Here is a 20,796-nt window from a genome sequence, read left to right on the forward strand (position 1 = left end):
GACCCGTACCCGTTCTGGCTGGATTAATGGATGGAAACGGGTGTTCTATCGGGACACACATTTTGTCCTATAAGCCTTTATTGCGCGTTGGGCGGGCTTGCAAACCGTTCGGACGCTAAAACGAACCGACCGCGCCTTCGCGTTGCCGAGGGTGTTCATAAGTGGATAGTATGGGCTTACTTATTACAACGTGTGCCGCGTCCGGGAAGCGCGGTGCCGCTCATTGGGAGGAACAACATGAAAAAGAAGCTGCTGCTTGCGCCCCTCATGGCCGTCTTGGTTGCATGCGTGGTCGTGCTTTCCGGCTGTGGAGGTCCTTCGGTTGAGGAGCTCATCACCGAGGATCTTACGACGCAGTTTGACGAGGTCAAGAACGGTGGCGACGACTTCCTCTCTGGTCTGGAGGAAGCTTCGGGCGACGAGTTCGAGCAGCTGGGTATCGATCCCAAGGAGTATGCCAAGACCTATCTCGAGGGCTTTGACTACAAGATCGGCGACGTGACGGTCGACGAGGACAAGGGTGTCGCGACCGCCGAGGTCTCTATCACCTGCAAGTCTATGAACAAGATCGTCGAGGACTTCTCCACCCAGTATCAGGAGAAGGTCGCCGCGCTTGACACGGTTCCTTCCGATGACGAGCTGTACAAGATGGCCGGTCAGGTTATGGTCGATGTGACCAAGGCCACCGAGCCCAGGAAGACCACGGTTATCTTCAAGTACACCTGCAACGACGACGGCGAGTGGTCTGCCGACGACTCCGTCAACTCCGAGATGATGGATGCAATGCTGAGCTAGTTCGTTGCGGCGTTTTACCAAACGCCGCAACTGCTCGACGTTGCGCGGGCACCAGAGCGACAACTTGTCATTCAAAGAGGACGGTATGACCAGAAGGTCTATGCCGTCCTCTTTTCATGCCAATTTGTTCGCTCTGGTGTCCGCTCGCTGTCCGTCCTCTACCTGCGGCGTTGCCATTGTTGGGGTAGTCGTTGGGGCGTTCTTGTCTGACTAGTCGTTTAAGAACGTCCCCAACGACTACTTTCCGCGCAACAGCATTGTCGCAGCTGCGTTAAGCAGTGTCGCTCGTTACTCGCCCAGCACCAGCGCCGCGAGCTCTGCCTGGGTGTCCACCACGTAGTCGGCGCCGGTGGCTTCCAGCTCTGCGCGGCCGCGGAAACCCCAGCTGACGCCCGCACTCTTAAGGCCGGCGTTGTGGCCGGTCAGGATATCGACATTGGAATCGCCTACGTAGAGCGTGGTCGCCGGGTCGGCGCCTAGCTCTTCCATCACATGCAGCGTGACGGGTGCTTCGGGCTTGGGCGGAAACGCATCGACACGGCCCTGTACCAGCGCAAAACGCTCGGAACCAAAATACTTCTCGATAAGCGGAGCCGCCGAGATGTGGTCCTTGTTGGTGAGCACGGCAAGCTGCACGCCCGCGGCGCGCAGACGGTCGAGCATCTCGATCGTGCCGGCATAGGGGGCAGTGTGGTCCTCCTTGTGATCGCCGTAGTAAGCCCTAAACTCGGCAAGCGTCTGCTCAAACATGCGGCCGTCGCCCGCGTACTCGGCGGGCATAAAGCGCTCAACCAGCTTGAGCATGCCGTTTCCCACCTTGTAGCGGTACTCGTCGACGGCAAACGTAGGCCAGCCGTGCGTCTCGCAGGTATGGTTGCCGGCGGCCGCCAGGTCCTCGAGCGTGTTGAGGATGGTGCCGTCCAGGTCAAAGATCACATGGGAAAAAGCTGCTGCCATGGGTGCTCCTGCCGCTTGAGTTGTAAAACGCACCCCATGATACTGGGCATGCGTGCCGGGCATGTTTGGAATCTGAATATCTTTAATAGCCCTGAGCCTTTGTCGTTAGCAAATTCTCGGCAGCTGCTCTCCTACGAGCATGTCGAGGATGCGGGTCGAACCCCAGCCGGTGCGCACGCGCACGGCGGGGCGGGCGCCCTCGGCAAGTGGCAGCACGCGGCCGATAATCGCGGCGTTCTCGCCGTAGCGGGCGGCGCGCATGGCGGCCAGCGCCGCATCGGCTTGCTCGGCCGGCACGACGGCAACCATCTTGCCCTCGTTTGCCACCTGCAGCACATCGTAGCCGAGCATCTCGCAGGCGGCCTGCACGTCGGGACGCACGGGTACGGCATCCTCGTCGACCTCCATGGCAACATTGCTGGCCTGGGCAAACTCGTTGAGCGTGGACGCCAAGCCACCGCGCGTGGGGTCGCGGAAGCAGCGTGTGTCGGGTGCTGCGGAAAGCGCATCGGCAATCAGGTGGTTGAGCGGCGCGGCGTCGCTTTCGATGGTGCTCGAAAACGCCAGACCCTCGCGCTGACTCATGATGGCGATGCCGTGGTCGCCCAGTGTGCCCGACACCAGGATGACGTCGCCGGGCCGGCAGTTTGCGCCACTGAGCGCCACGCCCGCGGGTACCTCGCCCACACCGGCGGTATTGATATAGACGCCGTCTGCCCCGCCGCGCTCGACCACCTTAGTGTCGCCCGTGATTATGGACACGCCCGCTTCGTGCGCCGTTTCGGCCATCGTCTGCACAATCTGGTGGAGCTTATCCATGGGATAGCCCTCTTCGAGGATGAAGCCGCACGATAGGTAGCGCACGTTGGCGCCCGAGGTCGCGACGTCGTTGACGGTTCCGCACACGGCGAGGCGGCCGATGTTGCCACCGGGGAAGAACTGCGGCGAGACTACAAAGCTGTCGGTCGACATGGCGATGCGCCCGCTCGCGGGCAGCGTGGCGACGCCGGCGTCGTTGCCTTCGAGCAGCTCGGGCGACCCAAAGGCATCCAAAAAGACCTCATCGATGATGCGTTTCATCATCTGGCCGCCGGAGCCGTGGCCCAGCAGGACGGTGCTATCGGTAACGCTATGGGACATATCGAAAACTCCAATCGTGGGTGGTGCCGGTGTGCGGGTGTGTCCGGGCTAGTCGCGGTAGCGGTAGTACGCCGCGCAGCTGCCCTCGGAGCTCACCATGCACGGGCCGACGGGGTGCTCGGGCGTGCAGGTGCGGCCAAAGAGCGGGCAGTTGCTCGGCGTAATGGCCCCGCGCAGCACGTCGCCGCAGCGGCATCCGCGTGGCTCGACTGTCGCCTCAACGGGCACATCAAAGCGGGTACGGGCATCAAAGCGCGTGAATTCGGGACGAATGGCGAGCCCCGAAGCCGCAATCGACCCCAATCCGCGCCATGTGGTATCGCACGGCTCAAACACCTGCTCGACCAGCTGGCGCGCCACGGGATTGCCGTCTGCGTTGACGCCACGGCGGTAGGCGTTGTCAATCGCGGGCTGCCCCTCAACAACCATCTGGACCAGCATGCAGATACCCTGCAAGATGTCGACCGGCTCAAATCCCGTTACCACGCCTGGAGTCTTAAACTCGTCGACCAAAAAGCCAAAGGGGGCCAAGCCCGTGATGGTGGCGACGTGGCCCGGCAGGATAAAGCCGTCGATGGTGGTCTCGGGGTCGTTGGCGATGGCGCGCAACGCCGGCGGCGTGGCCTTGTGGGCGCAATAGACCGAGAAGTTCAAAAGCCCGCGCGCCTCGGCCTCCAAGATGGCGGCGGCGATGGTGGGCGTCGTAGTCTCAAAGCCCACGCCCATAAAAATGACCGGGCGATCAGGGTTTTGCTCGGCAATGTCGAGCGCGTCGAGCGGGGAATAGACGATACGGATATCGCGCCCCGCCGCCTTTTGCGCAGCGAGCGAGGTGGATGATCCGGGCACGCGCATCATGTCGCCAAAGGTGGTGATGATGGCGCCGTCTATGTTGGCGAGCGCGATTGCGTGGTCGATGTCGCGGTTGGCGGTGACGCAGACGGGGCAGCCCGGGCCGCTCAGCAGCTTGAGCCCGGCCGGCATAATGGAGCGAAAGCCATAGCGCCCGATGCTCACGGTATGCGTGCCGCAGACTTCCATAAGGTTGATGGTGCGGTCGCCGACAAGCTCATGAATGCGCTCGATGAGCTCGCGAGCCAGCTTGGGATCGCGGAATGCCGAGAAATCGATACCGGAGCGCGCCGGCTGCTCGGGCGCCACTAGTAAGCCTCCGCCGGGTTGGTGGTCAGCTGGTCTTCTTCGACCAGCTCGGACATGGCATTAACAAGCTCGAGCGTTTCCTGTGCTTCCTGCTCGTCGACAATCTGGATGCCAAAGCCGGCGTGTACGAGAATATAGTCGCCAACCTGCGCCGTCGGCACGAGTCGCAGCGACACGGGGCGCTCGATGCCCATCATGTCGACGGTGGCCTTGAGGTCGTCGTCGCGTTTGACTACTTTACCGGGAACGGCAAGGCACATATTGTTCCCCTTTTATACGCTTTGCGCTGGACGGGCGCTCAATAATCCATCAGTTGATGGTAGCGCTCGCGGGCGCTGCGGGCAAACGCGCTACACCTGTGAGACGGCGGCTTGCGGGCTGGCCGAACAGCCTATTGTGGCGCGACCTGTGCGAGGCGAGTGCGTGCGACTGCTGCCTGACCGTAGGCGATGCAGCCGTCATTGACGGGTACGGTGTGGGGGACAAGGACAGTAAAGCCTGCGCTTTTGAGCTCGCGGGTGAGAAGCTGAAGCAGAAGTCGGTTCATGAACACGCCGCCCGAGAGCGCGACGGTGTCGATGCCCTCGTGCACGCAGATATCGCTGGCGATGCGCGCCGAGGAGCGCGCGACGGCGACATGGAAATCGAGTGCGAGCCTGTCGGCGGGCGCTCCGGCTTCAATTCCTCCCAAAAGTGCCTCAAAGAGCGCTTTCTGGTCCAGAACATAGGGGCCGTCCAGCCACGATGGGCCAGATGCGAAATAGCCGGCGTTGTCGTCGGGAAAATGGGCGATTTCGTTGTCGAGCGCGCGCCAGGCGGCGGCTTCGAGTTCTATGGCGGGTTCGCCCTCGTAGGTTGCCTTGTCGCAGATGCCCAGAATTGCTGCCGCGGCATCAAAGAGACGCCCCATGCTGCTGGTACGCGGGCTGTTGATGCCGCGCTCGATCATGGTGGCTGTCACGCTGCGCGTTTGTTCGTCGAGGCTGTCCAAAAGCCGAGCGGCACCTGGGTGCTCGAGCAGGCCGAGCTCACTGAGCAGGGCAAAGGCGTTGCGGCGGGCGTCGCGCACGGAGGCCGCCCCGCCGGGGAGCGCCCAGGTGCGCAAATGCGCGGCGCGTTCAAAGCCGCCAAGGCTGGCAACAAGAAACTCGCCGCCCCAAATGGTCCCATCGGTGCCGGCGCCGGTGCCGTCAAAGGCGATGCCAAGGACGCGCGCGTCGGTTGTAAGCTGGCCCGCGGCGATGGCCTCGGCCATTACGCTCGCGATATGCGCATGATGGTGCTGCACCTCGACGAGCGGCAGATTGCATTTTCGCGCCTGCTCGCGCGCCCACTGGCCCGATAGATAGCTGGGGTGTACATCGCAGGCCAAGGCGGCGGGCGCCAAATCAAAGAGATCTTCCAAGCGCGTGCGCGCGGCGTTCCAGGCATCGAAGGTCCCGCCGTTTTCAACATCGCCGATATGCTGCGACACAAAACAGGGCGCCTCGCCGTTCGTCCCTTCACGTGTGAGCGCAATCGTGGCCTTTTGTTGTGGCCCGCAGGCGAGCACGCAGGACGGAGCGCCGTCGAGCGCCGGCAACGGCAGCGGCTGGGGTGCATATCCCCGAGCGCGGCGCACGGGCATAACGGCGCCGTCGACCATGCGCACCACGGAATCGTCATAGCGCGAGAGAATCGCGCGGTCGTTACCGAGCAACGCGTCGGCGATGCCGGCGGCAACGAGGTGTTCCCAGGCAAGGTCGTCGTCGGTCTCGATGGGTTCTTCGCTCAGGTTTCCGCTGGTCATGACGAGCGCGTGCATACCGCAGACTTCTGCCGCGGCAAGCAACAGATGTTGAAGCGGCGTATAGGGGAGCATGACGCCGAGCTCGGGCAGGTCGTGCGCGACAGATGGCGCGAGGGCGAGGATGTCGGGGGAACCGTCGTTGTCCTCGCTAACAGTGCGCCGGCGCAGCAGCACGATGGGGCGGATACTGCCGGCGAGCAGATCGCGTTCAGCATCGTCGATATGACACAGGCGCTCGGTATCAGCAAGACTACGTACCATGACGGCAAGTGGTTTGTTGCTGCGGCGTTTGCGACGGCGCAACTCGGCCACCGCCTGCTCGTTGGCAGCGTCACAGGCTAGATGGAATCCGCCCAGGCCCTTGATGGCGACGATGCCACCGCTGGCCAGCAGCTCAACGCAGCGCTCGATGATAGCGTCGCTGGCCTCGCGTGTGGTGCCGACGGCCGGTGTCGCGGACGAATTCCCGCACGCATTGCCGTTTACAGCCTCGCGCCACGTAATATGCGGCCCGCAATCAAAGCAGGCATCGGGCTGCGCGTGAAAACGCCGGTCGAGTGGGTCGACATACTCCGCAGCGCACTTGGGACACATGGGAAAACAATCCATCGACGTGGCCGCTCGGTCATAAGGCAGCGATCGGATGATGGTAAAGCGTGGGCCGCAGTTAGTGCAGTTGATAAAGGGGTAGTGATAGCGTCGGTCGGCGGGATCGAACAACTCGCGCAGGCAATCGTCACAGGTGGCGATATCGGGCGAGACGAGCGTCGTGTGCGCGGTCTGGTCCTGCGACGCCACAATGTGAAAGCCCTGCTCATCGGCAGCGCTCCAGCCGCCAGGCTCCAAATCCGCAATATCGACTCGCTCAACGCGAGCTGCCGCAGGCGCATGCTCAGAAAGCGCGGCAACAAAAGCATCGAGCGCATCGGCCAAAGCGTGCGCCTCGATATGCACGCCGTCGCCCGCATTGAGCACCCATCCACAAATGCCATGTGCCATGGCCTCGCGATACACAAACGGTCGCATGCCAACGCCCTGCACAATGCCCGTCACATGAATATGCACATGCCGCATGCGACACCCCTCATCAAAACCGACCAAAAAGGGACAGGTTTATTTTGGTAGGTAAAACTTCTAAACCTGCCAAAACAAACCTGTCCCTATTTGGCAGGTGCGCTGCGGGAAATCCCGCTACAGCCCCAGGCTCTGCTTGGTGGCGGCGCACGTGAGCTCGCCGTGCTTAACGCCGCGCAGGCCCAGCAGGCGGTCGGCTAGTTCGTAGACGCGCTCGCCGCGACCCTTGAGCGCCAGGATTTCCAAGCAGTTGTGGTGATCCAAATGCACGTGCATCGTCGATACGATCTCGTCGGTGTAGTCGTGCTGCACCTCGTCCAGGCGGCGCGTCAGATCGCCGGTGTGATGGTCGTAGATCATGGTGAGCGACCCGATAACGTGCTCATCGGGCGTGCGCATCTGCTCTTTGGCGATCGAGGCGCGAATCAAATCGCGCACGGCCTCGGAGCGGTTGGCCACGTCGCCGCGGCGCGCGATCTGCTCGTCAAAACGGCGCAGCAGGTCGTCGGGTGCGGTAACCGAAAAACGGACCAGCTCGGAGCCGGAGCCACTACAGTGGCAGCCCGCGTCACCGTCCGCCCCGTGCGGATGCTCGTGCTCGTACTCGCAACAGTGCTCGTGTTCGGCCACCTTACACCAGCTTCACGGAGCCGACGGAGTTGTGGTCGGCCTCGATGGCTTCCTCGTAGCCCTCGAGCGCGTCATGCGCCTCGTGGAGCGCGGCCATGGCGGCCTCGAGCTTGGCGCCGATGCGCTCCATGTCAAAATTCTCGGTCGCATGCAGCAGCTGATGGCTCCACTCGTGAGCGAGCTCGATGGTGTCGTCGACCTGCTTGACGCTCATGGCAAGCTGGCTCATGTTCATTCCAACATCATGCATGGGAAATCTCCTTTTGTATGGGGCAGTTCAGTGGTTCAGATTTTACTACGCCCGCTCTGCGCGCAGCTGCATAAGAAAACGGGTACGAGTCTGTGCGACCCGCACCCGTTCACTGGGGGCTGTTTGTGACTACCATACTATCCGTGGTTGCACTCGGTGCATTCAGAAGTCCGGCGAGCGGCGTAAAAGCGCTCATGGACGGCAGGCAGACGGCAACATGTAACAAGCGTATTACAGATGCTTCTCCAGCAGCGCCTGCAGCCTCGCCTTGGGCAGAGTGCCAACCGAGCGGTCAATCTCCTCGCCGTTCTTAAACACAATCAGCGTGGGGATGCTCATGACGCCATACTTCATGGCCAGGTCCTGGTTGTCGTCGACGTTGCATTTGGCAACGGCAAGCTTGCCCGCCAGCTCATCGGCAACCTCGTCAACGATGGGCGAGAGGGATCGACAGGGCCCGCACCACGGTGCCCAAAAATCGACCAGCACGGGCAGACTGTCGTTAACGATGGAATCGAAGTTCTCGGGGGTAATCTGATTAATGTCAGCCATGGTGACCTCCATAATGCGACGCGGCTCGGCCGCGTAAAACTCAGTACGACCGTGCTTATACCCAGCCGCCCGCAAAGCAACCACTCGCGGGCGGCTCTTTTATATAATGGTGGGCACGCAAACGATTGGAGAGCGCATGCCCACGTCACAAAGCCAGAAAAAAGAAGCCATCGCCCAGGCGACCGAGCAGGAGCTCGCATCGCTCGCGGGTCGTGGCGTGCGTATCGCGGGCAACGCGTGCTCGCCGATCGTGCTGGTCAAAGGCGATCTGGACGAGGCCGAGCGTTCGGGTGGCGAGCTTGCCGCCGGCCCGGATGGCGCGGCGTTGCGCAAGGCGCTTGGGGCCATCGGCTACGCGCCCGAGGATTTTTGCGTGCTGGCAAGCGTCGCCGGCGTGGGTGATGAGACGGTCGCGGTGGGCGAGACTCTGCCGTGCGAGCTGTTCCGTGAGGCGCTTGAGGCTTTGGACCCCGAGGCGGTGCTGCTGCTCGACAACAACGCGGCTGACGCCATGCGCGAGACCTACGCCGATATGCTCGTGGCGATCGATGACTTCGACACCGCCATGCTCAAGCCCGGCCTGGTCGCCCATGTGCAGGGCCGCCGCGTGCTCGCGCTCGATGGCTTTGAGGCGGCGCTGACCGACAAAGCGGCCAAGCAGCGCATGTGGGCCTACATCAAGCAGCTGACCCCGGCGGCCGCTCCGCTGTAGCGGATTGGCGCCGGTGAGCGATTGCCTGGCGGGCAAGACACGCCGCGAGATCGGCGCCGCACTTCTACATCACAGCGCGCAGCTCAAACCGATCGCCGTTAATGCGGAACTGACAGTTGCCGTTCATGCGCTCCACGGCAAGTTTGATGCTCTTGGTGCCAAAGCCGTGGCCCGCATGCCGGGTCACGGGCATGCCGTCGAACATGCGCGGCGCGCGGTCAAACGTGTTGGAAACTAACAGCAGCAGCTGGCCGTCCTCTAATCGCAGGTCAAAGTCGACGAATCGCTTTCCCTGGGGCGCGGCGCTCGCGGCGGTGATAGCGTTTTCCAAGGCATTTGAGAGCACGCTAAACAGGTCGGCGTCACCTACGTGGATGGTTTCGGGTACGGCGGCGCGCAGGTTGGCGGTAATGCCGTTTCTATTGATATCCGAGTTAAATGACGAAAGCGCGATGTTTACGGTCTCGTTGGCGCAGAAGCGGCGTACGGCGGTGCGGTCGCCGGCTTCGCAGAGTTCGTCGATGCGTTTGAGCGCCTCGTCGGTGTGCCCCTCTTCAATTAAAGCGGCCAGGCCGCGTAGAAAGTGGCGCATGTCGTGGCGAAGAATCGACAGCTCGCGCCCAGATTGACGCCAAGCCTCGAGCTCTTTGATGGCGGCGCTGTCGCGGGTTTCGAGCATCCAGCGCTCTCGCTCGGCGGTTTCCTTTTCTTCGTATTCGCGCAGGTAAACGGCAAGAAACATAAGATAGAAGGCACAGAGCGCAAATGCCAAAAACTCAACCGTCACCACCGAGCCCGAGTGGAACAGTGTGGTGTAGACGTTGGTGGCATAGTCAAAGACGTAATAGACGAGCGGCAGGATTAAAAGGATGCCCAGCTCGGTGGTGCTTTTAATCGCCAAGCACGGACCGATGTCGCCGGCCCAATGCAACAGGACGGCAAAGACGGCGAGTGTGGTCGCGATGCGCGCCAGATAGTACGCGATCTGAGAATCGGTTGCGGCAAATGCGGCGATGCCCATCCAATTGCTGAACTGGCAGCTCAGATAGGCACTCGTAATGCCGAGCACGGCAAGCAGCGGGCTCAGGCGGTAGCGCGCGCACAAATAGATGACGAGCGGCAGATGCACGACGAGCGGATATACCTGGCGGGCAAAAAGCTCGCCGCCGATGGCATTGGCGAGGCCAAATGCGTATCCGGTCACGGCACCGACCAACACCAGTTCAAGCGCATGACGCCGGTTGATCTCGACACCGCACAGCGCCGCCGAGGCAAAGACACCAAAGAGCAGCGTCGTGGCGTGGTGGATTGCCCAAAGGACCATTTCGACCGAGGAGACCATCAGTGTCTCCCACCCTCAAAGCGCATCGCAAAGTAGGCGTCTTGGAATCCCTGCTTGCAACTGCGCGAAAGCGGGATGCACGCGCCCGAGCGCATGACGATGTCCGTGCGGTCAAAGTGATCGATATTGCGCAGGTTGACCTGGTAGCTGCGGTGGCATTTAAAGAAGACTGCGTTTTGCTCCAAGCGGTCCTCGACGCTGCGGAACGACTCGAGTGCCTCGATATCGCGTCCGTCGCGCAGGTGGAAGACCACGTGCTTGTTGCGCGCCTCGGCATATTCGATGTCGGACAGGCGCAGGGCGTGGTAGCCAAAGGAAGTTTTGATCACGAGCTCGTCGGTTGCCGCCGGGCGCATGCTCGAAAGCTCGTCGAGTAACTGCGCCAGGCGTTCGTAAGTCACGGGCTTGAGCAGATAGTCGAAGGCGCGGACCTCGTAGGATTCCAGCGCGAACTCGGGCGACGAGGTGAGGAACACCAGGCGCACGGCGGTGTCGGCCTGGCGCAGTTCGCGTGCGGTGTCCATGCCGTTGACGAGCGGCATGATCATGTCGAGCAGAATGATGTCGGCGCGCGATGCGGCATGGCGGGCCAGCAGGTCCTCGCCGCGTGTGACGAGCGCAACATCGACCGCCGTGCCCGTCTCGGTCGACCAACGGTCGATCATCCGGTGCAGTCTATCTAGAAAAGCGACATCATCGTCGCAGGCAATAATCTTGAGCATTCGGCCCCCTTAAGTAGTTCGATTTTGCCACATCGGGTACGCGCCGCTTGCGGGGGTGCGGACCGTTTGCGCCCCACGGCGTGCAACTCGCGCCAAGCGGTATTGCGGTGGCGAAAGATGCCTCCTGCGCCATCGAGAGCTCAGCTATCCTCAGCTTGCCAGTTCGAATATGGACCTGCCGCATGATTGAATCTTTATTTCAACTTTACACCTAGGTTTACAGCTGTCTTGTCAGCTGTAAACCTAGGTGTCATACTAAAGCCCCAAGATTCGCCAAAAGAGAGGGGCCTTGATGGCACAGAGCGCGAACATGGATGCGTCGGAGCTTGCACGCGATATCGCGGCCGGCTTGGCATCGGCAACGACGGCAACGGAGCGTGCGGCACTGGTGCCCGCAGAGCTCGTCGAGGCCATTCAGCAACTAAAAACCCAACGTGACGCGGTGATCCTGGCGCACTATTACGTGGCGCCCGAGGTCCAAGCCGTTGCCGATTACGTCGGCGATAGCTTCTACCTGGCAAAGCTCGCCAAGAGCCTGCCGCAGCAGACCATCGTGTTGTGCGGCGTGGAGTTTATGGGCGAGAGCGCCAAGCTGCTCAATCCCACTAAGACCGTGCTGCTGCCCGAGCCGGGCGCAGACTGTCCCATGGCGCACATGGTCAAGCGCGAGACGGTTGACGCGGCGCGCGCCGAGTACGGCGACGACCTGGCCGTGGTGTGCTACGTCAACTCCACGGTCGAGATCAAGAGCTGGAGCGACGTGTGCGTCACCAGTTCCAACGCCGTTAAGATCGTGTCCGAGCTGCCGCAGCAGCATATCCTGTTCATTCCCGACCAAAACCTGGGACGCTTCGTAGCCGAGCAGGTGCCGCAAAAGCACGTCATCCTCAACAACGGCTACTGCCCACGCCATCACATCATCACCGTCGAGCAGATCGTCGACGCGACGGAGGCCCACCCCGACGCGCTCGTGCTGGCGCATCCTGAGTGCAAGGCCGACGTTCTGGCCGAGGCCGACTACATCGGCTCCACCGCCGGCATCATCAAGTATGCCGAGGAGTCCGACGCGAGCGAGTTCATTATCGTGACGGTCCGCGGCGTGCTCTACGAGCTCGAGCGCCGCTGCCAGGGCACCGGCAAGAAGTTCTACTTCCCCGTGGTGCAGCCCACCTGCGTCAACATGGATCTCATCACGCTCGAAAAGCTCGTGCGCTGCCTGGAGACGGGCGAGGGCGAGGTGCAGATCGGCGTCTCGGACGAGGCAGCAGACCAGGCCAAGCTCACGCTCGACCGTATGCTCGAGTACGCAGCACGCTAGAACAATGTTGCATGAGGGACGGTCCCTTATGTCACATTCAAGGGAGAGGATTCCTGTGGAAACCAAGCAATACCCCGATATGGAGTGCGACGTCGTCATTGCCGGCTGCGGCGTGGCGGGTCTGTACGCGGCCCTCAATCTGCCGACGAGCACGCGCGTGATCATGCTCTCCAAGGGCGCGGTCGATGAGTGCGATTCGATGCTCGCGCAGGGCGGCATCTGCGTGCTGCCCGAAGGCTCGGACTACGATGCCTTCTTTGAGGACACCATGCACGCCGGCCACTACGAGAACCGCCGCGAGAGCGTCGACATCATGATTCGCTCGAGCCGCTCGGTCATCAACGACCTGCTAGCGATGGGCGTGGATTTTGAGCGCAAGGCCGACGGCAGCCTCAATTTTACCCGCGAGGGCGCGCACAGCCGTCCGCGCATTGCCTTCCATGCCGACATTACGGGCAAGGAGATCACGACCAAGCTGCTCCAGGCCGTTCGCAAGCTGGACAACGTGCAGATTTTGGAGCACGTGGCCATGACCGACATCCTGACCGCTGAGCGCGATGACGCCACGGTGTGCACCGGCGTCGTCGCCGTAGCCGTGGAGGAGGACAACTCGGTTCGCCCCGCCGACGAGCTGGCAAATGCCGCTGAGGGCGTGCATGCCGGTAAGCCGTTTAAGATCCATGCCCGCCACACGCTGTGGGCGACGGGCGGCATTGGCGGCGTCTACGACCACTCGACTAACTACCCGCAGCTCACGGGCGACGCCTGCTACATCGCTCAGGAGCATGGCATTAAGATGGAGCACCTGGACTACGTGCAGATCCATCCCACGGGTCTGTTCTCGCCGCAGCCGGGTCGCACGTTCCTGATCAGCGAGAGCTGCCGCGGCGAGGGCGCGATTTTGCTCAACGCCGCCGGCGAGCGTTTTACCGACGAGTTGCAGCCGCGCGACGTTGTCGCCGCCGCCATCCGCGAGCAGATGAAGCAGGATGACACCGAGCACGAGTGGCTGAGCTTTGCCCCCGTCGAGCGCGACGTGGTGACCGGGCACTTCGCCAACATCCGCGCGCGCTGCCTGGAGGACGGTCGCGACATCCTGGATGAGCCCATTCCCGTTACGCCGACGCAGCACTACTTTATGGGCGGCGTGTGGGTCGACAAGGACGGCCGCACCTCGATGCCCGAGCTCTACGCCGCGGGCGAGACGGCCTGCAACGGCGTTCACGGCAAGAACCGCCTTGCTTCAAACAGCCTGCTCGAGGCGCTGGTCTGGGGTCGTCGCGCCGCGTGGTATATGCGTACCGGCGAGTCGCTGGCCGTGGAGCAGGCGGGCGATCCCGCGCTCGATGGCCGTCATCGCGCCCTGGGCGCCGACCCTCTGGCAATCGATGATTTGGCCCGTGCCGCCGGCACGCAGGCCGTGGAGGAGTAGACCATGAATCCCATTACCATGAAGCTCGTCGTCGATGATCTGATTCTGCAGGCCCTGCGCGAGGACATCACGTTTGAGGACGTGAGCACGGCGAGCGTGTGCCCCACGGCGCGTCCCGCCACGGTGGAGCTTATCGCCAAGGCCGACGGCATCATCGCCGGCCTGGATGTGTTCGCTCGCACCTTTGAGCTGCTGGATTCGCAGAGCTCGGTGCTGTTTGATGTTGCCGACGGTGACGAGGTGCATGCTGGCGACCACGTGGGTCAGGTGCGCGGCGATGCGCGTGTGCTGCTTTCGGGCGAGCGCGTGGCGCTCAACTACCTGCAGCGCATGAGCGGCATCGCTACCTATACGCACAGCATGGCCGCGGCGCTCGAGGGAACCAAGACCGTGCTCGTCGACACGCGCAAGACCACACCGGGCATGCGCGTGTTTGAGAAGGCGGCGGTTGAGATTGGCGGCGGCAGCAACCACCGTTACAACCTGTCGACGGCCGTCATGCTCAAGGACAACCACATCGATGCCGCCGGTGGCGTGACGCGCGCGATCGAGATGGCGCGCGCCCATGCATCGTTTACCACGACGGTCGAGATCGAGTGCGAGAACCTGGACATGGTGCGCGAGGCCGTGGAGGCCGGCGCCGACATCATCATGTTCGACAACATGACCCACGACGATATGGCTGCCGCGATTGAACTTATCGCCGGCCGCGCCAAGACCGAGTGCTCGGGCAACGTGGATGCCAGCAATATCCGCGCGCTTGCCGACCTGGGCGTTGACTTTATTAGCTCGGGCGCCCTGACGCACTCCGCGCCGATCCTCGACCTCTCGCTTAAGCACCTGCGTCTGCTGGACGGTAAATAATGAACGCCCGCGAGCGTCGCCGTGCCATCATGGCCGTGCTCGAGGGGGCCAAGGGGCCCGTATCGGGCAGCGCGCTTGCCCGCGAGGTGGGTGTGAGCCGCCAGATCGTGGTGCAGGACATCGCCCTGCTGCGCGCCGATGGGCACGATATCGTGGCGACCAACCGCGGCTACGTGCTGCAGGAGGCCCCCAGCAGCCCCGCCGTGCCTACGCGCTTGGTCAAGGTTCGCCACAGCGTGGAGCAGGCAGGCGATGAGCTCACGAGTATCGTCGACGCCGGCGGCGCCGTGCTCAACGTGATTGTCAATCACCGCGTGTACGGTAAGATTACGGCCGACCTGGACATCCGCAATCGTCGCGATGTCGAGCGCTATCTGCGCGATATCGAGAGTGGCAAGAGCTTTCCGCTGCTAACGGTGACGAGCGGCTATCACTTCCATCGCATTGCGGCGGAGGACGAACAGACCCTCGACGAGATCGAGGCCATGCTCAAGGAGAAGGGCTACCTTGCCGATTTAATGCCCTACGAGGATGATCTCTCGTAGCCGACGCCGCATCTATAAGTTGCGGTGAAATAGTTCCTAAAATCGGCATCCAAGACATAAAACAGGAACTATTCCACCGCAACTGCCAAGGGTCCCGCTCCAAATTAGCTGCCCACATATGCAAAAGGAGGCCTCCGCGGCGATGCGGAGGCCTCCTTTTTTTGTGCACGGTGTACTTTTGAGTGTGCAGTGGGGGAGTTGTTACTCCTCGACGATCTCGGTGATCGCGCCAGCGGGGCAAGCGTCCTGGCAAGCGCCACAGGCGACGCAGGAGTCCTCGTCAGCGACGGTAGCGACGTCCTGGAGCTCCAGAACGCCAGCGGGGCAGGAGTCGACGCAAACGCCACAAGCGATGCACTCGTCGGCATCAATTACGGGATGAGCCATGGTAGTTTCCTCTCTGTTGACCGACGCTACAGGCGATGCGCGCCGGTTTGATTCGGGCAAAAACATACCACGGGAGCGACCGTTTGCAATACCCTCTGGCCGGCATCTTCATACCGTTCGCCGAGTATGCCAAGGTTTACTAAAAAACGCGCAGGTGGGGCCGTTGAGCTGCGTAAATGTTAGCTAAAGGTGACTTGAAATATAGGGCGATTGAGCGTGCTTGCGGAAACCGCATCCCATTATTTTGTCGAAAAACGGGTTGCAGTTTCCGGTTAGGCCCGCTAGCGGAAAATGCGAGCCGGTATCAGCTCTCAAAACGGGATACGGTTTCCGGTTGAGCCTTCAGACGGAAACTGCGACCCGGAATCCACGCCCAAACCGGGACGAGCTTTCCGCAAGGCGGCCCTAGGCACCCCCGGACCCAAGCCTCAGCCATCTCTACATAGATCTCGATAGATTTGCCGAGAACTCAATTAGCGCATCTACCTGCGCATTTAAGAACCTAAACTCTCAGCAATAAGAAATCTTATATGAATTGACTTAGATTTTGTATATTCCGGCCCATAAGGGGATACACTACATCCTGAAAGACAAGCCGAAGCGCCGCGCGGCAGACCGCCGAGGCGGCGCGAACGCACAAGAGAGAGGGAATTTCTAATGGGCAAGATTCTTGGTATCGACCTTGGTACTACCAACTCCGCTATGGCCGTCCTCGAGGGCGGTTCTCCGACCATTATCGTGAACGCCGAGGGCGACCGCACCACCCCGTCCGTTGTTGGCTTCCGTGCTGACGGCGACCGCGTCGTGGGTAAGGCCGCTAAGAACCAGGCTGTCACCAACCCCAAGAACACCGTGTTCTCCATCAAGCGCTTCATGGGCCGCAAGTACTCCGAGTGCACCTCCGAGATCAAGACCGTGCCGTATGAGGTCAAGGAGGGCCAGGGTGGCCGTGCCGTCGTCGACATCGAGGGCAAGGATTACACCGCCGAGCAGGTGAGCGCCATGACGCTCGCCAAGATGAAGGCCGACGCCGAGAAGTATCTGGGCGAGACCGTCACCGACGCCGTCATCACCGTCCCGGCCTACTTCAACGACGCCCAGCGTCAGGCCACCAAGGACGCCGGTAAGATCGCCGGCCTCAACGTCAAGCGTATCGTCAACGAGCCGACCGCTGCTGCTCTGGCCTATGGCCTGGACAAGCAGGGCACCGACCAGCGCATCCTGGTCTTCGATCTGGGCGGCGGCACCTTCGATGTCTCCATCCTCGACCTCGCCGACGGCGTGTTTGAGGTTCTGTCCACCTCGGGCGACAACCACCTGGGCGGCGACGACTGGGATCAGCGCGTCATCGATTGGATGGCCGATAAGTTCCAGCAGGAGAACGGTGTCGACCTGCGTCAGGACCCCATGGCCCTGCAGCGTCTGAAGGAGGCCGCCGAGAACGCTAAGAAGGAGCTCTCCGCCGCTCAGCAGACCACCATCAACCTGCCGTTCATCACCATGAACCAGTCCGGCCCGCTGCACCTCAACTACACGCTGACCCGCGCCGAGTTCGAGAAGATCACCCGCGACCTGCTCGAGCGCTGCAAGCAGCCTGTCACCAACGCCCTGCGCGACGCCAAGCTTAAGCTCTCCGATCTGACCGAGGTCATCCTCGTCGGCGGCTCCACCCGTATGCCCGCCGTCCAGGAGCTCGTCAAGACCATGACCGGCAAGCAGCCCAACATGTCCGTGAACCCCGACGAGGTCGTTGCCGACGGCGCTGCCGTCCAGGGCGGCGTGCTCACCGGCGACGTCGAGGGCATCCTGCTGCTCGACGTTACCCCGCTGTCGCTGGGCGTCGAGACCATGGGCGGCATCATGACCAAGATGATCGACCGCAATACCACGATCCCGACCTCCAAGACCGAGGTCTACTCCACTGCTGCCGACAACCAGACCAGCGTCGAGATCAACGTGCTCCAGGGCGAGCGCGAGCTTGCCCGCGACAACAAGTCGCTCGGTAAGTTCCAGCTGACCGGTATCCCGGCTGCCCGCCGCGGCGTGCCGCAGATCGAGGTCACCTTCGACATCGACGCCAACGGTATCGTCAAGGTCTCCGCTAAGGACAAGGGCACCGGCAAGGAGCAGCAGATCACCATCTCCGGCTCCACTGCTCTGTCCGACGACGAAGTCGATCGTATGGTCAAGGACGCCGAGGCTCATGCCGAGGAGGACAAGAAGCAGAAGGAAGAGGTCGAGGTCCGCAACCAGACCGACAGCCTGTGCTACTCCACCGAGCAGACCCTCAACGAGCTCGGTGACAAGGTTTCCGCCGACGTGAAGTCCAAGGCCGAGGCCGCTATCGCCGACGCCAAGAAGGCGCTCGAGGGTTCTGACGTCGAGGCTATCAAGGCCGCCGGCGAGTCCCTGCAGTCCGTGGCCTACGAGCTGGCCCAGGTTGTCTACGCCGACGCTCAGCAGCAGACCGACGGTGCCGCAGGCGCCCAGCCTGCCGACGATGATGTTGTCGACGCCGACTACGAGGTTGTGGACGACGAGGACAAGTAATCATGTCCGCTCGTAAAGCTCGCACGGAGGCGGCCGCCGTTGGTGCCGCCCCCGTTGACTCTGAGGAGAAGGACGTGAAGATTCCCGTAGAGGCCGCAGACGATACCGAGGCCAACGAGGCCGCGGCCGCCGAGGCTGCCGAGAACCAGGTAGAGGATTCCAACAAGGAGGCGACGATGACCGAGGACGAGATGGTGGAAGCCGCTATCCGCGCCGGTGAAGAAGCCGCCGACAACGACTTTAAGCTCAAGTTCGAGCAGGCCCAAAAGGAGCTTGCCGACGTGCGCAATGAGCTCGATGCTGCGGCAGAGGCTCAGAAGGCCGCCGAGGACAAAGCAAAGGACGCTACCGAGCGCACCGCCCGTCTGCAGGCCGACTGGGAGAACTTCCGTCGCCGCACCGCAAACGAGCGCATCGCCGAGCGCGAGCGCGCGACCGAGAAGCTTGTCACCGCGCTGTTGCCGGTGATCGACGATATCGAGCGCGCGATCGACCATGCCCGCAGCCAAGAGCTTTCCGACGACTTTAAGCAGTTCGTCGATGGCGTTGACGCGGTACATGCCAAGCTGCTCGATGTGTTTGCGCACGAGGGCGTTGAGCCCATCGATCCCAAGGGCGAGGCATTCGATCCGCTCGAGCACCAGGCCGTGGGTCGCGTCGAGGACGCGTCGCAGTACGACGAGACCGTCAACGACGTGTACCAGAAGGGCTACCGCATGGCGGATCGCATCCTGCGTTCCGCGATGGTGACGGTGACCTACGGTGGCGAGAAGCGCCCCGCACCGGAGCCCGAAGCGGCGCCCGAGGATGCTGCGGCCGATACGGCCGAGAGCACCGAGGAGTAATTGAGAAGGGCCCCGGGGCAACACCCGGGGCCCTTTCTGGCCTAGTGCCATATGAAAGCATGAGCCGCCGCCCGCTGGGCGGCGGGTGAAACAGGAGAGGAGCTACGATGGCTGCAGGCAAAACCTTCTATGACATCCTGGGCGTATCCAAGAGCGCCTCCGACAAAGAGATCAAGAGCGCGTTTCGCAAGCTCGCGCAAAAATATCACCCCGATGCCGGCGGCGACGAGGCCAAGTTCAAGGAGATCAGCGAGGCCTACGAGACGCTTTCGGACGAGAAGAAGCGCAAAGAGTACGACCAGATGCTCATGTTTGGCGGCATGCCGGGCGCGGGCGGCGCGTATGGCGGCGGCTACGGTGCCGGCGCAGGCGCCAGCGGCTGGGGCGATATCTTCGACAGCATCTTTAGCGGCAACGGCGCCTGGGGCAGCGATTGGGGCTCGGGCTTTGCCGGGGCTGCGGGCGCTGCCGGTGCCGGCGCGGGCCGCAGCCGTGCTCGCAAGGGCGGCGACCTGTCGCTGACTGTCGACGTGACGGCCGAGGACGCGTTTCGCGGCGTGACGCACAAGGTCACCTACCGCATTCCCTCGACGGGCGAGCAGCAGACCATCACGGTCTCGGTGCCTGCGGGTGCGGTCGACGGCGGCAAGCTGCGCTACAAGCGTCGCGGCGAGTATGGCGTTGCCGGCGGCGAGCGCGGCGACCTGGTCGTGACCACGCACGTGGAGGAGCATCCACTGTTTAAGCGTAAAGGTGCCGACGTGACCATGGAGGTACCGGTCTCGGTCTATGAGGCGGCGCTTGGCTGCACGGTTGACGTGCCGACGCCCGGCGGTGCGACGGTTCGTCTAAAGGTGCCCGCGGGTACCCAGACGGGCAAGAAGTTCCGCTTTAAAGAGATGGGTGCGCCTGACGTTAAGCATCGCGGGCGCACCGGTGCACTGCTTGTCGAGATCAAGGTGCAGGTTCCCACGAACCTGTCCGATGACGAGCGCGATGCCATGACTAAGCTGCGCGAGGCCGACACGCGCGACTACCGCGAGAAGGTCAACCGTTACAAGGCGACATACTAGGGCGGGCGTGGCGCACGCCCGCGCCCACGGGCTTATGATGGACGATAACGAGACGGAAAGGGGTCAGGTAGCATGGCCGAGGACAATAGGAACAAACCGCTGTACATGATCAGCGTGGCGGCCGAGCTGACCGGCATGCATCCGCAGACTCTGCGCGTCTACGAGTCCAAGGGCTTGGTGAACCCCCAGCGCTCGGGCGGCAACACGCGTCTGTATTCGCGTGCCGATATCGAGCGCCTGGAGCTCATCAACCAGCTGACTGACGAGGGCATCAACCTTGCCGGCGTGGTGCGCATTCTCGATATGAAGGAGCGTGCCGAGGAGCGCGAGCGCGAGAACGAAAAGCTCCGCGCCCGCGTGCGCCAGCTCGAGGACGAGCTGCACGAGTACAAGATGCAAAAGAAGATCACCGCCCTGGCTCCGCGCGACGGCTCAGTCAACCCCGAGCAAGTCATGCGCAAGCTTTTGGGCGCCGGCGGGGATCTGTAGTTACGCGGTTTTGCCAAACCGCGTAACGGGCCGACGCTGCGCGCCGCCCAGAGCGACAATTTGTCATTCAAAAGGCAGGGCATGACCAGAAGGTCTATGCCTTGCCTTTTTCATGCCAACTTGTTCGCTCTGGACGTCGCTCGCTGTCCGTCCTCAACCTGCGATATCG

Annotated in this window: 21 protein-coding genes; 10 read left to right on the plus strand and 11 right to left on the minus strand. The window is 62.3% G+C overall.

The genetic code is table 11. The annotated features are described in order from the left end of the window. The first annotated feature begins 237 nt into the window (after positions 1-237). Entirely contained in the window at positions 238-795 is a 558-nt protein-coding gene (locus AB5164_RS06755; RefSeq protein WP_035136614.1) for a hypothetical protein, read from the plus strand. A 288-nt stretch (positions 796-1,083) separates the two neighbouring features. Here the strand turns inward: AB5164_RS06755 and AB5164_RS06760 are convergent, their stop codons facing one another. From AB5164_RS06760 to trxA, 8 genes are all read right to left on the minus strand, one after another. Next, complete coding sequence (locus tag AB5164_RS06760) at positions 1,084-1,752, minus strand: HAD family hydrolase (RefSeq protein WP_368143172.1); 669 nt, start codon at positions 1,750-1,752, stop codon at positions 1,084-1,086. 105 nt (positions 1,753-1,857) lie between these two features. After that, complete coding sequence (gene hypE, locus AB5164_RS06765) at positions 1,858-2,892, minus strand: hydrogenase expression/formation protein HypE (protein WP_368143173.1); 1,035 nt, start codon at positions 2,890-2,892, stop codon at positions 1,858-1,860. A 48-nt stretch (positions 2,893-2,940) separates the two neighbouring features. After that, positions 2,941-4,053: a hydrogenase formation protein HypD gene (gene hypD / locus AB5164_RS06770; RefSeq protein ID WP_368143174.1), complete on the minus strand. Its 1,113-nt coding sequence runs from the start codon at positions 4,051-4,053 to the stop codon at positions 2,941-2,943. Further along, positions 4,053-4,313, minus strand: coding sequence for a HypC/HybG/HupF family hydrogenase formation chaperone (locus AB5164_RS06775; RefSeq protein WP_055310039.1), 261 nt, complete (start codon positions 4,311-4,313; stop codon positions 4,053-4,055). Before AB5164_RS06775 ends, hypD begins: the two co-directional genes overlap by 1 nt. Positions 4,314-4,444: 131 nt before the next feature. Further along, positions 4,445-6,916: a carbamoyltransferase HypF gene (gene hypF, locus AB5164_RS06780; RefSeq protein WP_349091058.1), complete on the minus strand. Its 2,472-nt coding sequence runs from the start codon at positions 6,914-6,916 to the stop codon at positions 4,445-4,447. A gap of 117 nt (positions 6,917-7,033) precedes the next feature. Continuing rightward, positions 7,034-7,546 (minus strand): nickel-responsive transcriptional regulator NikR, encoded by a 513-nt coding sequence (gene nikR, locus AB5164_RS06785; protein WP_226812468.1) that lies wholly within the window; start codon positions 7,544-7,546, stop codon positions 7,034-7,036. 1 nt (position 7,547) lies between these two features. Continuing rightward, positions 7,548-7,796, minus strand: coding sequence for a hypothetical protein (locus AB5164_RS06790; protein WP_006235225.1), 249 nt, complete (start codon positions 7,794-7,796; stop codon positions 7,548-7,550). 231 nt (positions 7,797-8,027) lie between these two features. Continuing rightward, a complete protein-coding gene (gene trxA / locus AB5164_RS06795; protein ID WP_368143175.1) occupies positions 8,028-8,348 on the minus strand; it encodes a thioredoxin in 321 nt (106 codons plus the stop codon). 136 nt (positions 8,349-8,484) lie between these two features. Between trxA and AB5164_RS06800 the strand changes: the two genes are divergently transcribed. Continuing rightward, positions 8,485-9,060: a hypothetical protein gene (locus tag AB5164_RS06800; protein ID WP_368143176.1), complete on the plus strand. Its 576-nt coding sequence runs from the start codon at positions 8,485-8,487 to the stop codon at positions 9,058-9,060. 64 nt (positions 9,061-9,124) lie between these two features. Here AB5164_RS06800 and AB5164_RS06805 read toward each other — a convergent pair whose 3' ends face one another. Together AB5164_RS06805 and AB5164_RS06810 are read right to left on the minus strand one after the other, a co-directional pair. Beyond that, the gene (locus AB5164_RS06805; RefSeq protein WP_368143177.1) at positions 9,125-10,402 is read right to left on the minus strand and encodes a GHKL domain-containing protein; all 1,278 of its coding nucleotides are present in this window, start codon (positions 10,400-10,402) and stop codon (positions 9,125-9,127) included. After that, the gene (locus AB5164_RS06810) at positions 10,402-11,124 is read right to left on the minus strand and encodes a LytR/AlgR family response regulator transcription factor (protein ID WP_368143178.1); all 723 of its coding nucleotides are present in this window, start codon (positions 11,122-11,124) and stop codon (positions 10,402-10,404) included. Before AB5164_RS06810 ends, AB5164_RS06805 begins: the two co-directional genes overlap by 1 nt. A gap of 292 nt (positions 11,125-11,416) precedes the next feature. Here AB5164_RS06810 and nadA point away from each other — a divergent pair, with 292 nt between their 5' ends. The 4 genes from nadA to AB5164_RS06830 are packed head-to-tail and all read left to right on the plus strand — an operon-like array spanning position 11,417 to position 15,283. After that, the gene (gene nadA / locus AB5164_RS06815; RefSeq protein WP_368147916.1) at positions 11,417-12,442 is read left to right on the plus strand and encodes a quinolinate synthase NadA; all 1,026 of its coding nucleotides are present in this window, start codon (positions 11,417-11,419) and stop codon (positions 12,440-12,442) included. 28 nt (positions 12,443-12,470) lie between these two features. Beyond that, entirely contained in the window at positions 12,471-13,874 is a 1,404-nt protein-coding gene (locus AB5164_RS06820) for an FAD-binding protein (protein ID WP_438265622.1), read from the plus strand. 3 nt (positions 13,875-13,877) lie between these two features. Beyond that, positions 13,878-14,738, plus strand: a complete 861-nt coding sequence (gene nadC, locus AB5164_RS06825; RefSeq protein ID WP_035136620.1) for a carboxylating nicotinate-nucleotide diphosphorylase — start codon at positions 13,878-13,880, stop codon at positions 14,736-14,738. Then, positions 14,738-15,283 carry a transcription repressor NadR gene (locus AB5164_RS06830; protein ID WP_006235217.1) on the plus strand — a complete coding sequence of 182 codons (546 nt, stop codon included), beginning with the start codon at positions 14,738-14,740 and terminating at the stop codon, positions 15,281-15,283. The genes nadC and AB5164_RS06830 overlap by 1 nt, the downstream gene beginning before the upstream one ends. Positions 15,284-15,484: 201 nt before the next feature. Here the strand turns inward: AB5164_RS06830 and AB5164_RS06835 are convergent, their stop codons facing one another. Next, positions 15,485-15,736 carry a ferredoxin family protein gene (locus tag AB5164_RS06835; protein ID WP_158564522.1) on the minus strand — a complete coding sequence of 84 codons (252 nt, stop codon included), beginning with the start codon at positions 15,734-15,736 and terminating at the stop codon, positions 15,485-15,487. A 591-nt stretch (positions 15,737-16,327) separates the two neighbouring features. Between AB5164_RS06835 and dnaK the strand changes: the two genes are divergently transcribed. The 4 genes from dnaK (at position 16,328) to AB5164_RS06855 (ending at position 20,627) form a co-directional block, all read left to right on the plus strand. Then, positions 16,328-18,220 (plus strand): molecular chaperone DnaK, encoded by a 1,893-nt coding sequence (gene dnaK / locus AB5164_RS06840; RefSeq protein WP_006235214.1) that lies wholly within the window; start codon positions 16,328-16,330, stop codon positions 18,218-18,220. 2 nt (positions 18,221-18,222) lie between these two features. Next, positions 18,223-19,065 (plus strand): nucleotide exchange factor GrpE, encoded by an 843-nt coding sequence (locus tag AB5164_RS06845; protein ID WP_368142850.1) that lies wholly within the window; start codon positions 18,223-18,225, stop codon positions 19,063-19,065. A gap of 107 nt (positions 19,066-19,172) precedes the next feature. Continuing rightward, entirely contained in the window at positions 19,173-20,138 is a 966-nt protein-coding gene (locus AB5164_RS06850) for a DnaJ C-terminal domain-containing protein (RefSeq protein WP_055285310.1), read from the plus strand. Between the two features lie 72 nt (positions 20,139-20,210). After that, entirely contained in the window at positions 20,211-20,627 is a 417-nt protein-coding gene (locus tag AB5164_RS06855; protein WP_006235210.1) for a heat shock protein transcriptional repressor HspR, read from the plus strand. Positions 20,628-20,796 lie beyond the last annotated feature (169 nt).

The sequence above is a fragment of the Collinsella aerofaciens genome (genome assembly GCF_040915425.1).
GTDB classification, from domain to species: domain Bacteria; phylum Actinomycetota; class Coriobacteriia; order Coriobacteriales; family Coriobacteriaceae; genus Collinsella; species Collinsella aerofaciens_BW.

Bases quoted from the DNA above. Each gene is read 5' to 3' on its own strand.
- AB5164_RS06845 (WP_368142850.1), top strand. From the start codon at position 18,223: ATGTCCGCTCGTAAAGCTCGCACGGAGGCGGCCGCCGTTGGTGCCGCC.
- trxA (WP_368143175.1), bottom strand. From the start codon at position 8,348: ATGGCTGACATTAATCAGATTACCCCCGAGAACTTCGATTCCATCGTT.
- AB5164_RS06830 (WP_006235217.1), top strand. From the start codon at position 14,738: ATGAACGCCCGCGAGCGTCGCCGTGCCATCATGGCCGTGCTCGAGGGG.
- AB5164_RS06835 (WP_158564522.1), bottom strand. From the start codon at position 15,736: ATGTTTTTGCCCGAATCAAACCGGCGCGCATCGCCTGTAGCGTCGGTC.
- AB5164_RS06850 (WP_055285310.1), top strand. From the start codon at position 19,173: ATGGCTGCAGGCAAAACCTTCTATGACATCCTGGGCGTATCCAAGAGC.
- AB5164_RS06805 (WP_368143177.1), bottom strand. From the start codon at position 10,402: ATGGTCTCCTCGGTCGAAATGGTCCTTTGGGCAATCCACCACGCCACG.
- hypF (WP_349091058.1), bottom strand. From the start codon at position 6,916: ATGCGGCATGTGCATATTCATGTGACGGGCATTGTGCAGGGCGTTGGC.
- AB5164_RS06800 (WP_368143176.1), top strand. From the start codon at position 8,485: ATGCCCACGTCACAAAGCCAGAAAAAAGAAGCCATCGCCCAGGCGACC.
- dnaK (WP_006235214.1), top strand. From the start codon at position 16,328: ATGGGCAAGATTCTTGGTATCGACCTTGGTACTACCAACTCCGCTATG.
- AB5164_RS06820 (WP_438265622.1), top strand. From the start codon at position 12,471: ATGTCACATTCAAGGGAGAGGATTCCTGTGGAAACCAAGCAATACCCC.
- nadC (WP_035136620.1), top strand. From the start codon at position 13,878: ATGAATCCCATTACCATGAAGCTCGTCGTCGATGATCTGATTCTGCAG.
- AB5164_RS06855 (WP_006235210.1), top strand. From the start codon at position 20,211: ATGGCCGAGGACAATAGGAACAAACCGCTGTACATGATCAGCGTGGCG.
- nadA (WP_368147916.1), top strand. From the start codon at position 11,417: ATGGCACAGAGCGCGAACATGGATGCGTCGGAGCTTGCACGCGATATC.
- AB5164_RS06775 (WP_055310039.1), bottom strand. From the start codon at position 4,313: ATGTGCCTTGCCGTTCCCGGTAAAGTAGTCAAACGCGACGACGACCTC.
- AB5164_RS06790 (WP_006235225.1), bottom strand. From the start codon at position 7,796: ATGCATGATGTTGGAATGAACATGAGCCAGCTTGCCATGAGCGTCAAG.
- AB5164_RS06755 (WP_035136614.1), top strand. From the start codon at position 238: ATGAAAAAGAAGCTGCTGCTTGCGCCCCTCATGGCCGTCTTGGTTGCA.
- AB5164_RS06760 (WP_368143172.1), bottom strand. From the start codon at position 1,752: ATGGCAGCAGCTTTTTCCCATGTGATCTTTGACCTGGACGGCACCATC.
- AB5164_RS06810 (WP_368143178.1), bottom strand. From the start codon at position 11,124: ATGCTCAAGATTATTGCCTGCGACGATGATGTCGCTTTTCTAGATAGA.
- hypE (WP_368143173.1), bottom strand. From the start codon at position 2,892: ATGTCCCATAGCGTTACCGATAGCACCGTCCTGCTGGGCCACGGCTCC.